This window comes from Falsochrobactrum ovis, assembly GCF_003259955.1.
Taxonomy (GTDB): Bacteria; Pseudomonadota; Alphaproteobacteria; order Rhizobiales; family Rhizobiaceae; genus Brucella; species Brucella ovis_A.
This window is the reverse complement of the sequence record NZ_QLMK01000003.1, coordinates 369,999-381,954: the sequence shown is the minus strand read 5'-3', so window position 1 is coordinate 381,954 and position 11,956 is coordinate 369,999. Positions and strand designations below refer to the sequence as shown.

Genomic DNA, 11,956 nt, shown 5'->3' with positions numbered 1-11,956 from the left:
AATCCACGGCTGCAGCACCTCCCTCACTCAAGAGCCTGCGCCACCGGTAAAGCAGATTGGGCGCAACGCCATGGCGGCGAGCGGTAGACGATACCGTCTCGCCTGGTTCAAAACTCTGCTCAATGATCGTCAGCTTTTGCTCGGTTGTCCACCGCCTGCGGCGAACATCACCCGTCAGCAATTCAACGTGTCGATACTCGTTAGACATAAGCCTGTCCTCAAGCCTGTGCTTGAGCCTTTCTGCTTATGCCGACCTGTCCGGTCGAAATGGGGGGCAGTTCAGATGGCGATAACTTATACTGCATACATTTTTTTGTGAGTTACGACGAAAGCAAAGGTAGTGGGCCGGGTAGTTTTGAAATGGGCATCGAAGTCTATCCAAAGGCTGCCAACGACATGCACCAAGGCAACAAGTTTAGGCTATCCAAGACATCAGGTGATGATCCATATATAATTATAGGTTTGAAAAGCCTATCTATGGGGATAGATGATTTTGAATGGGAAGGGACACGGATTAATCGCGACGGGCAATCGGACGACTATGTTCCGCCAAGTTCCGGCGAACTAGACGTGAATTACTTTCGAGAGATTAGTTATACGGTTGCATTGAGAGATGAAAATACATATTCCCCACCTACCGATCGCTATGGAAGCAGAATTTTCCGGTGCGGTATTGATGACGGGCATAGTTATTCACCAGTCCCAGTAAAGGGTAGTAAAGACTATTCTTTCGGGCTTAGAAAAAATGGCTTTTATAGCTTTAGGGGCTTCTTCTGGCCATATAACGTTTATCGAGAGTCCGAAGTAACTAACGTTATAGCTAACCCTCTCGTCAAGCCTCCGGCAAATCCAGATGTGACTAACAGCAGTTTTCGAATGTATGGAAACGCAGTAAAATCACTCGGGCCGACTTTAACCTATGATCCACATAAGCTGAACCTTTCACTTTTTGCGACATTTGGTTTTACAAGCGATAATTACGAACCATCATGCGCGTTGGATATAAATACTTATGATCAATACGGACACAAAGCAGATCTCGTGGTCGATCCGGATATGCTACCTCGTGAATATATAGAGCCCGAGAGCGAGAACGGCCTATGTTCTTATAAATACTTTTCAACCAATCACCAAAATCGGGATGATCCCGATAAAGATGATCAGAGCAATGTTTTTGGAATTTTTGTCGCAAAACTACCTGAGTCCGGAACATATCGCTATATAGCAACGGATGAAACACAGGAAAGATGCACCCTCATTCTTAAAGATACGCCAGACGATAAACTCCCGGCTTTTGATGAAACAAACTTATTCAGGCCTTATCGCTCAACCAAGACAAATAATGCGCTGGCGGCGGAAATTAATTACGGTCTAGTATCTTATAAATACGCTTTGGTGGAATGGGCAGTATTTGGTCCGCATGTAGTAACTGTCCCCACAATCCAGGGAACTTCAGGATGGCGGTTGGCGCCCGTATGGATTAACACTAGCTTCATAATATATTACGGGAGTAACACGAAGATTGTGACCAGTGAATATGTGGGGGGGAGTAATGTTCTCGGCGTTGTGGCTAATCCTACCGGAAGTGCTGCATTGGAATGGGAATTCGTCGTTTGTGCAGATAACGTACACACCGGTGCTCCGGACAAAGGGCAAGGTCCGAACGAAAAAGCCTATAATACGCCTAATTTTGACACCGGGCGCAACTATTGGGTGACGATCAATTCGCTCAAAATGTCGTTCAACGGTGGAATTACAGCAGGTTATATTTATCCCAACGGTCTGAACCAAGCAGAGATAAATATTGAATTCACGCCCGCAGATGCCAACGGGAACGCCTTGGCCCCTTCTCAGTTTCCCACGATTCCTTATGTCCAATCTTGTATCGCGGCTACAGATTATCATACGGGGACAAAATTTAGACGAGAAATGGACGCGCCGGGATGGGACTACACCTTTGAGAATAATCCATTCCAAAAACAAACCGCGACACAAGAAAGTATAGCTACAGATTATGACGATATTGAAGTTTCGATAAATGAGGACAGCCAAATAATTAATGTCAAAATGTACGTTACGGCAGATCAGGTTTCCGCCAACGTAAAAGATATAGGCCTCTGGATTGGTATATTCGACGAAGCGTGGGGAGATCCGGTTGTATATACCTGCAAATCAGGTAACAGCGGAGGCGACACTTCTAATTTCGATACATTTGTTTCTATAAACCTCAAAAACGCGATAAATTATACGGACAAAGATCTAATGATCACTGCGGTAAATGCCAGTATGCCTAATATTGACGATAATTGGCCTGTATCAAGCAGTGGAGCGGAAGTCGATGATAATATGTGGCGACTTTGGAACTATAGTATTGGGCTAAAAAGGAGTATCCCCGCTTTCTACTTTGCGGTCGATACTGATCGTTATTCTAAGGACACTAGATGTTTTGCGCTTTGGAGTTGCGGGGTTTATACTGCTCACGCGTATATTTGGCCCACGGGACTAGTGGATATGGAAACCGGAGAGCCGATATCTGAAAGTTCAAACAAGACATTTTCAGTCGATTCAGCATATTCCGTTAAAGTTGAAAACAGTCCCGAGACTGAACCCGGAAAACTTTTCATGTCTCTGTACTGGGAGTTTGGCTCCGGTAACTATTCCTATACTAAACGGAACTATTTTACGATTGTCGTATATGATATTTACGGCAATTCAGCTACATTTAATCCGGATCCGACCTTGGTACAGGGAGTATACCAAGAGAGCCAATTCACGGATGCACATCCGTTAAACCTCGGCCCAGCAACCGCTAAGAACTACAGTTATCAAAACTCACCGGATTTCACACTTGTATCTAATTATAGTAAAGCATACCAAAATCGTTACATTACTTGTCAGGATCATAACGACAAAAAAATGACATATAATGTTGTTTTACAGCATAAAACAAGTGAATCAGCATTTCATCTAACATATATTCCCTCGAAAGCTTACCAGTTCTCAATGGTTGATGAAGGGCTCGGTGACTATGTTTTGGGGGCAAGGTATGCTAGTGAAAAATTTAAAATGTTTGCTGGAATGGCTCAGTCTTCCCGGTTTGATTTCTATTTGCGTCCTCTTTGGAATCGAATGGCATTTGTGATAACCACAAGTGTGCCAGACCAATATACCGATTCAATGGCGTTTACTTATATGGAGGATGAAAATCCTATTGTGGCGGAACTTAAAGTTTTTGAAAAAAGTGATGACTTTGTTTGGAGCTTAGAATTCTATTAAGTGGATTCAATGAAGTGTCATTGAGATATTATATTATCTTTAGTAAGAGTGTTGGACCGGTTTGGGTCCAATATTCAATCAAGAGACACTATTGCTCATTAGCTTTTGTTTCGTGAGAAAATAGCGCTTCGGCTATTATAGAAAGATTCACATCCGATTCATCCAATATATATGCACAAATATTGCTCGCAGGCTCGCGCTCCATGGGAGACCGGACAAAGATAAACGGTATTGGTATTTGATATAGTAATTCTACTATTGCGATTATTTCATCAAGCCTAAGAGAACTGTCGAGAATTACTGCATCAACTATGCGGGTATCGATTATTCTTATTGCTTGAGCGGGTTTATCAATAGGGCCGATAAGGGTGGCTCCCTTTTGGGTAAGTTTTTTACTTAATTCAGCGGTAAGTAACGATTTGTTGCAGAAAAACAGCAGATGTTGACCCGCAAAAAGCCCACTTCCATTGCGGTGAATTTTAATAGATTGCGATCCGTTAGAAGGACGTAAATAAGAAGATAGGCGCGAAGCGGCAGATTTCATGCGCTTTCTTCGACGGAAATAATTAAGTGCATTAGGATCTTCATCTAGCGGAGCCATCAGAATTCACCATCCAAATTCATTATACTCAAGCCGAGTGCCCGGATCATATTGTTGTTTCAAGCCACTGTTTAAAGCTTTCCTATCGAGCGCCGGTCGCCGATGCGGGCGGCTGTTGCTCTGTGTTGGCGGGCGGCACAGCATCATCTTCCATAAAGCCGGGAGTGGGCTGCATTTGGCCATAGATTTCAACTGCTAGCCACACGATCATCGCCAAGGCGAGGCTGATAATCAGGATCGTAAATACACGATTGCCTTTACCGCCTTGCCGGCTTTCCTTGGGGTTTACCTCATTCATGAGTGCACCATTAGGATGTTTGTGCGTGCAATCGAGATTGGATTTAAAAAACTCCATCCCGTTGTCTTAGATTGACCTGTGTGAGGTAGATAAAAATTTGTTGGTGGCATCATATTCTCCCAGTTCCCTGGCTCGATAGATGATCAACATTTTAGAGCGCATTTTGTTGCATGAATGAAAAGAATAGATGCTGATAGTTCCAAGGATGATCCGCCAATTCGGCCTTTCAGTAGCCTTTGGTTTCCCTCATGTCAGAGGGTAAGCACTCAGCGAACAGCAGATCGGCGAAGGGAGCCTATCTTTGTTATGTCGTGAGCGATAATCTCCCGGCGATTGTTGGTGACTTTAAGGAGCATGCGTGATGGAAAATACGGGCCTTCTGACCTTCAAAGGTGTTGCGCATCCGTGGATGTGTGACACGATGGGGCATATGAATGTCCGCTATTATGCATCCATGTTCGATGATGCAACTTTCCAACTTCTTGGTTTCATTTCAGGATCAAGTTCGACCGCGCATGGGCTGGGCTGGGCGGATGTGCGCTCTCATACGCAATATAAGCGCGAAGTGGCGCCGGGTGAGCTGATTAGCATTCACTCTCGGGTTAAAAAGATTGGCGGCTCGTCAGTCACTTTCGAACAGATCATGACCAGCACAATTGATGAGAAACTGCGCGCAATCAATGAGACTGTGAGTGTGCGCTTTGATCTTTCGGCGCGTGTCGCTGCGAGGATGAGTGACGCGGAGCGAAAGCGGGCGGAAAAACTATTGATCGACGTCTAATATAAACGGGCCCTGAACTTTCATTCAGGGCCTCTCTATTGGATCTATGGTGTTTGAACGCCGGTGACCGTCAGATAGATTGCATAAAGCGACTTTGTTGCCGTAATGAACAGTCGGTTGCGACGCGGCCCGCCAAAAGTGACATTGGCCACAACCTGCGGCACTTTGATTTTACCCAACAGTTCGCCTTCTGGCGAAAAGCAATGCACGCCGTCAGCCGCGCTGGTCCAAAGATTGCCATCCGTATCGAAGCGGAAACCATCAGGTAGACCGGAATCCACTGCGCAGAAAACCTCTCCGCCGCTCACGCTTCGGCCGTCTTCCGCGACATCGAAAACACGGATATGGCGGGGTAAATCATCAGAATGGCTATAGGCGCTATCGGCGACATAAAGTTTTGTTTCGTCGGGCGAGAAAGCCAGTCCGTTGGGCTGGTAAAAATCAGTTATGACTGCCGTCAATTCGCCATTGGATGGATCCAAACGATAGACATTTCGCGTCGGCTGTTCTGGTTCTGCCTTATAACCTTCGTAATCGGCGAGGATTCCATAGGTTGGATCAGTAAACCAGATCGTGCCATCAGAACGAACAATCACATCGTTGGGAGAATTCAGCTTCTTGCCGTTGAAACTATCTGCCAACACCGTGATGCTGCCATCAACTTCAGTGCGGGTAACGCGACGGCCGCCATGCTCGCAAGTGATGAGCCGACCTTGACGATCACGACTATTCCCATTGGCAAAGTTTGAAGGCGAGCGGAAAACGGATACGCTACCCTCTGGAACCCAACGCAAAATTCGCTGATTGGGAATATCGCTCCACAGCAGACAACCATGATCGTTAAACCAGACAGGCCCTTCGGCCCAGCGGCAATCCGAGTAAAGCTCATCAAGATCGGCAGTTGGCACGATCATATTGCGGAAGCGCTTATCGTGAATTTCGTATATGGAATTGCTCAAGGAATTATCTCCGGAAAAAGTCTAACGCTGTGCCTTGCGGCTGCTTGCGAGAAGGATCACGACAATAATGGTTAGTCCGGTTAGCACCAGACGCACACCCGCCCCAAAGCCATAGGTGTTGAGCATTGAGACGATAAGGAACATGAAAAGTGCTGCACCCCAGATGCCGGGTACGTTGGAATCGCCGCCTGCCACCGCAGTGCCACCGATAATGACGACCGCAATGGACATGAGAAGATATTCAGTACCCATGTTAAGAGCTGCACCGCCGGAAAAACACGCTAATAGAAACCCGCAGAGCGCGGCGAGAACTGCGCAAAGCACATAGGTAACAAAACGTGCACCATCGACCGGAACGCCTGCCATCCGAGCGGCGAAAGGATTTTGCCCAATGGCGGAAATCCAGCGGCCATAGATGGTTTTTTTCAATAAAATCCATCCCAAAACCGATAGAATGAGTGCAACAAGGGCCACATTGGGAATGCCCAAAGTTGAAGAGGTTGCAAATTGTGCGAGCGTTTCCGGTGGCTTTACGCGCAATCCGCGATTGCTCCAAATAGCTGTCGATTGCACCAAAAAGCTTAGCGAAAGCGTCGCAATGATGGGCGGTATGCGCAAAAGCTTAATAAGCGCGAAATTGCAGATGCCAACCGCAAGCCCGATCAATATAGCAACCGCCAACCCTGCCAAAATCATGTCATTTTGTGTATCCATCAGTTTAAGCGCGATGGTCGCTGCCAGGGTCATGGTGGCGGGAACCGAAAGATCAATATTGCCCGGCCCCAAAGTGATGACAAACATTTGTCCAAGGCCAACAATCACTGAAAATGCTGCGAAAGTGAACGCTGCATGTGATAGACCATGTATGCCCGCACTGCCGGTAAAGCCGATCGTAATCAGCCAGACAGCAATGGTAGCAATATAGGACCAGATCCACGGGCGCTGAGATAAAACGGAAAGAGTGTTCATCACTGTTTCTCCCGCTTTTCGAGGCGGTTGAGGAAGAGACGCAGCGCCAATACGGCAATCAGAATTGCGCCTTGCGCACCGATTTGCCAGTCGGGCGATATTCGCATGAAGGACAGAAAAGAGCCTGCAAGCGTCAATGTCAGCGCGCCGACAACCGCACCGATTGGCGAGATACGGCCCCCCACAAACTCGCCGCCGCCAAGAATGACACCAGCAATGGAAAGTAGCGTATAGCGCAATGCGATATTGGCATCAGCCGAGGTGGTGAGGCCCACCAGCGCAATGCCAGCCAAAATGGCAAAAAATGCAGCCAATGCATAGGTCGCCGCACGAATGGCGGTGATGGACCAGCCCGCACGCTCTATCGAGCGAGCATTGCCGCCGGCGCCACGGATCAACACGCCGAAAGTGGTGCGCATGATGAGGTAATGTGTAACTAACGCAATAAGGACGCTCGCAACAATGGCCATTGGCACAAAAGGCGGCTTGGCTGTCATGACCCAGCGCGCCCAGTCCGGCGCGGCACCGCCCGGCGAGGGTAATATAAGAACTGCCAATCCGCCCCAGACAAAGCTCATCCCCAAGGTGACAACGATGGAGGGTAGGTTTCGCAGATGAATAATTGCGCCCATCGCGGCATAGACCGCTATTGCTGCAACAAGAATGAGCACGCCGATCACGGGGTCTGTGTTGAGAAAAGTTGCTGCGACACAGACCACAAAACTGACGAAAGTTCCCATCGAAAGATCGAGATCATTGACAGCCATGATCAGCATTTGCGCGATTGTTGCTAATGCAATAGGTACGGCGAGATTAAACAGCAGGTTAAACCCGATATAGCTCATCGCACGTGGCTGTATGTAGAAAACAGCGGCGAGCAAAAGTGCTAGCGAAAAAATCGGGGTTAATAAGCGGATAGATGCCGAATTGAGGCGCATTAATCGTGTCCTCCCTCAAAGGATGCGGCGAGAACGTTCTTTTCGGTGATGTCGTGGCCTTTAAGCTCACTCACGATTGCGCCATCGCGGAAAACATAAACGCGATCACAAAGTTCGATTTCGTCCATTTCGGTTGAATACCAGACAAAAGTGCGCCCTTTTTCAACTTCTGTGCGTAGGATTTCATAGACTTCCTGCTTGGTGCCCACATCGACGCCGCGCATAGGGTCGTCCATCAAAATGATCTCGGCGCTGGTCGCTAATGCTCGAGCGAACAAAACTTTTTGCTGATTGCCGCCCGAAAGCGAAAGAATGCCATTGCCCATATCGGGCGTTTTAATTTGAATTTTTTCCTTCCAACTGGCACCCAATGCCTCTTCGCGCTTTGGGTCGACCAGATATTTTGTCGAAAGACGATCCAGCGAATTGATGGTTAGGTTGTGCAATATGCTCCAGAGCGGGAAAGTGCCGTTTAGGCTGCGATCACCCGCAACAAATGCGATTTTGCACTCGCGTGTTGGCAGCCAATTGGATCTCCGCGCATAGAAAAGATCCAGCAAAGTCTGGGTTTGCCCGTGACCTGCAAGCCCGGCAAGGCCTAGCACTTCGCCTTTGAAAGCCTCAAAAGGACGGCTATCGGACCCACGCGCCGGGCGCGATAGCACGGCCGCGCCCGTGGCCGTTGTCGATACTGTGCGCCGCTCAGCCTTAGCGCGTTCGACACTGCCCATGGCTTCCACAAGGCTGCGATTGGTAAATTCAGCGGCGGGGCGATTGGCAACGACTTTGCCATCCTTCATGACCACGATGCGATCAGAGGTTGAGAGAATTTCGCCCAGCATGTGAGAAATCAAAATGACAGAGCCGCCAGATTCTACAAATCCGCGGACATAGGCCATTAGCTGCGCGGCAATACCGGCATCGAGTGAGGAGGTCGGCTCGTCCAGAATAACGAGCTTGGGCGGATTGCGAGGTGCGGTGAAATTAATTGCAATTTCAACCATTTGCCGTTCCGCAATTGACAGTTCATCGACAGTCGATCCAGCATCAATTTTATGATTGGGGAATATCTCGTCGAGTTTTTGGGAAATGAGCCGCACCGCATTGCTGCGCCAATTTGCGGTTTCCAAATCACGCTGCATGATGCGCACATTTTCGGCAATGGTCAGATTGGGAAATAGCGACAATTCTTGAAACACGCAGCGCACACCATGCTTGCGCGCAGCCGCCACGCCATGCTCTTCACTGCCATGATAGGAAAGGGTTCCGCCATGCGGGGTCAGCCCACCATTTATGACATTCACAATGGTGGATTTGCCAGCACCATTATGGCCGACGAGCCCTACGCATTCACCTTCGTAGATCACGAGTTCAGCACCGTCCAGCGCTTTAACCGCGCCAAATTGCATGCGGATATCTCGCGCCGCCACGACCTCTCGCTTCAAGGGTTTTTCTGCCATGTTCAAACTATCATTGAGAAGGGGAGGGGCAGCCGAGCCGCCCCTTTTGTTCAGCGAGAATTATTTCGCATCGCTGATGATTTTCTGTGCATCTTCCAAGCTATATTCAATATTGGCGACGCCACCCTTTTTGGTATTGGCAAGTGAATCTTCCAATGTATCCTGGCTGACGCTCAAGAATGGAACAATGAGGTCTTTTTTGACTTCCTTGCCATCGAGGATTTGCTGTGCAACCCAAAAAGCCAAAGTGGAGACGCCCGGAGCAATCGAAACCGACATGGTTTCATAGCCATTTGCGTCCTTCTGCTCTTTCCACCAAAGCAGTTCATCTTCACGATTGCCCATGATGATGATGGGCGTTTCGCGGTTTGCGGCGGCGAAAGCTTGTGCTGCGCCATAGCCGTCACCGCCCTGCGTTACGACAGCATCAATTTTCGGCAAGCTTGGCAGAATGCCAGCAACCGCACGCTGCGCAACATCAGCCGCCCAGTCACCATTGACCGAACCGACGATTTTGAAATTGGGATGTTTTGCTACGCCTGCTTCAATACCGGCATGGATATTGTCATCAACCGAAACCCCGGCAAGGCCGCGAATTTCGAGCAGATTTCCACCTTCTGGCAGACGTTCTGCAAGATAATCGATCTGATCTTCGCCCATTTGCTTGAAGTCAACTTCGATGCGCCAGGCGCAAGGCTCGGTAACAATACCATCGAAGGACACCACTGTGATGCCAGCATCACATGCTTCTTTCACCGCACCGTTTAGTGCTGTGGGCGAGGCGGCATTGATGACAATTGCATCATAGCCTTGAAGGATCATGTTCTGAATTTGGGCTGCCTGTTCAGTCGCCTGATTTTCAGCGGTAGTGAAAGCATCCGCTGCGGCTACAATTCCAGCCTCAACCGCTTCTTTTGTTACCTTATCCCAGCTTTCAAGCATGGCCTGACGCCATGAATTGCCAGCATAATTGTTCGAAAAAGCGATTTTTTTCGATGATGTGTCAGCAAAGGCGCCACCAGCAGTCATGATGGTTGCTGCCGCGACCGACGCAAAAAGAATTTTCTTAAGTTGCATTTTTTCCTCCCAAATGCCCCATAGCTCAAAGCATCTATGCTTGAAGCCGTAACGATGTGCATAATCTCCTCTGACCGCAGATGAACGGCCCCCAGTTGCACGAAATCGCTTATGTGTCACATCGCACAATTTGAGCACGAATTCCGTTGCATATGCAGCCCCCGGATAATTGTGCACTATTTCTGGTAGCAATAGAATGAAATAATTAAGATAGAGAGGGAAGGCCAATCACAGCAGACAGGCTGCGTAATGCCGCACTATATTTGCGGGAAACCGCAAGACGCCTTGCAGCCAAAGCGAGCATAATGGTTGAAAGCAGTTCGCGTTTTGGGAGGAACAAACTTGCTTGAACGCGTCGCAGAATTCAAATCAGAATTACAGGCCGAGCGCCTATTGGAGCATTATCTCAATATTTCGAGATTGCTTGCTGGGCAACTTGATTTTGATTCCATCATTCAAGCGGTAGCAGCCGAAATCAATTATATTATTCCTTATGACCATCTCGATGTTTGCATCAAAATGGTCGATGGAAAATTTCATATTGCCTATGAAAGTGGCATTGAAACCGCTTGGAGCCAATATCCGCCAGCATTGCTATCGGGCAGTCCTATCCGTACGCTTCTATCAGGCGAGGTTGATTTCATTCTCACCGATGATGCCTGTAACGATGAGCGCTTCCATTTTGAAGGCTCGTTCTCGATGCCGATCATTGAAAATGGGCTGAAAGCGCGCCTTCATGTGCCGCTCAAAGTGCAAGGAGATATTATTGGCGCGCTGAGTTGTTCGAGCCTGTTTACTGCACGTTACACGATGCAAGATATTCGTAATGCGCAGTCCGTGGCAGACCTTCTCGCTCCTTATTTCTATGCTATTCGAGCAGCAGAGCAGGCCAAACAATCAGCAATTGTTGAAGCGGAGGCCAATGCACGCGAAGAAGGTTTGCGCCTTGGCGCGCTAAAGCTGACGGAAGCTTTGGAAATGGAGCGACAGCGCATCGGCATGGATCTGCATGATCAGACCCTTGCCGATCTGACCCGGCTAGCGCGGCATGTTGAACGGTTAACGAGTAATCATGACATTTCAGCAGAACAGCTTGACCCATTGTTTCGTGGTCTGCAAAATTGCATGCATGATCTTCGGCAAATTATTGAGGAGGCGAAGCCTTCCATTTTGCAACTGTTTGGTCTCGTGCAGGCAGTTGAAAATCATCTGGTGCGGTCGGTGCAGGATAGTGGTTCAAAAACGCAATGGGTGCTGGAAGATCGCAGCGAGGGGCTGGCGGATTGCGTAAAAGGCACGGTTGAAACGTCGCTTTTCCGCATCGTTCAAGAAGCGATCAATAATGCATTCCGGCATTCTCACGCTGGCGAGGTGCGGGTGCGTTTTAACAATCGTGACGGTCGCTTGCAGGTGGAAATAATCGATGACGGTATCGGGATCGACCGCCAGCTTGAGCGCAAAGGGCGTGGCATTGATAATATGCGCACCCGAGCCCGTTTAATTTCTGCGAGTTTTTCTATCAGAAACAATCCGGCCGGTCGGGGTAGTGTGGTGTCGATTTGGCTGCCTAAATCGATCCAAGCAAAACAATAGGGGA

General features: G+C 48.5%; 11 protein-coding genes. 3 read left to right on the top strand and 8 right to left on the bottom strand.

Translation table 11 applies throughout. From position 1 onward, the window contains the following. On the bottom strand, positions 1-208 hold a 208-nt coding region (locus tag C7374_RS07295), incomplete at its 3' end, for a transposase (RefSeq protein ID WP_146612714.1). Between the two features lie 152 nt (positions 209-360). Between C7374_RS07295 and C7374_RS07290 the strand changes: the two genes are divergently transcribed. After that, positions 361-3,276, top strand: a complete 2,916-nt coding sequence (locus C7374_RS07290; protein ID WP_146612713.1) for a hypothetical protein — start codon at positions 361-363, stop codon at positions 3,274-3,276. 88 nt (positions 3,277-3,364) lie between these two features. Here the strand turns inward: C7374_RS07290 and C7374_RS07285 are convergent, their stop codons facing one another. After that, positions 3,365-3,877: a response regulator gene (locus tag C7374_RS07285; protein ID WP_111574936.1), complete on the bottom strand. Its 513-nt coding sequence runs from the start codon at positions 3,875-3,877 to the stop codon at positions 3,365-3,367. Between the two features lie 82 nt (positions 3,878-3,959). Continuing rightward, positions 3,960-4,175: a flagellar basal body-associated FliL family protein gene (locus tag C7374_RS07280; protein WP_111574972.1), complete on the bottom strand. Its 216-nt coding sequence runs from the start codon at positions 4,173-4,175 to the stop codon at positions 3,960-3,962. A 361-nt stretch (positions 4,176-4,536) separates the two neighbouring features. Between C7374_RS07280 and C7374_RS07275 the strand changes: the two genes are divergently transcribed. After that, a complete protein-coding gene (locus C7374_RS07275) occupies positions 4,537-4,956 on the top strand; it encodes an acyl-CoA thioesterase (RefSeq protein ID WP_111574935.1) in 420 nt (139 codons plus the stop codon). 44 nt (positions 4,957-5,000) lie between these two features. Here the strand turns inward: C7374_RS07275 and C7374_RS07270 are convergent, their stop codons facing one another. The 5 genes from C7374_RS07270 to C7374_RS07250 form a co-directional block, all read right to left on the bottom strand. Next, complete coding sequence (locus C7374_RS07270; RefSeq protein WP_111574971.1) at positions 5,001-5,870, bottom strand: SMP-30/gluconolactonase/LRE family protein; 870 nt, start codon at positions 5,868-5,870, stop codon at positions 5,001-5,003. Between the two features lie 66 nt (positions 5,871-5,936). Then, a complete protein-coding gene (locus C7374_RS07265; protein WP_111574934.1) occupies positions 5,937-6,884 on the bottom strand; it encodes an ABC transporter permease in 948 nt (315 codons plus the stop codon). Then, positions 6,884-7,822: an ABC transporter permease gene (locus C7374_RS07260; RefSeq protein WP_111574933.1), complete on the bottom strand. Its 939-nt coding sequence runs from the start codon at positions 7,820-7,822 to the stop codon at positions 6,884-6,886. The genes C7374_RS07265 and C7374_RS07260 overlap by 1 nt, the downstream gene beginning before the upstream one ends. Next, entirely contained in the window at positions 7,822-9,282 is a 1,461-nt protein-coding gene (locus tag C7374_RS07255) for a sugar ABC transporter ATP-binding protein (RefSeq protein WP_111574932.1), read from the bottom strand. Before C7374_RS07255 ends, C7374_RS07260 begins: the two co-directional genes overlap by 1 nt. A gap of 60 nt (positions 9,283-9,342) precedes the next feature. Next, positions 9,343-10,359 (bottom strand): ABC transporter substrate-binding protein, encoded by a 1,017-nt coding sequence (locus C7374_RS07250; RefSeq protein ID WP_111574931.1) that lies wholly within the window; start codon positions 10,357-10,359, stop codon positions 9,343-9,345. Between the two features lie 342 nt (positions 10,360-10,701). Between C7374_RS07250 and C7374_RS07245 the strand changes: the two genes are divergently transcribed. After that, on the top strand, positions 10,702-11,952 hold the full coding sequence (locus C7374_RS07245) for a GAF domain-containing sensor histidine kinase (protein WP_111574930.1): 1,251 nt from the start codon (positions 10,702-10,704) through the stop codon (positions 11,950-11,952). Positions 11,953-11,956 lie beyond the last annotated feature (4 nt).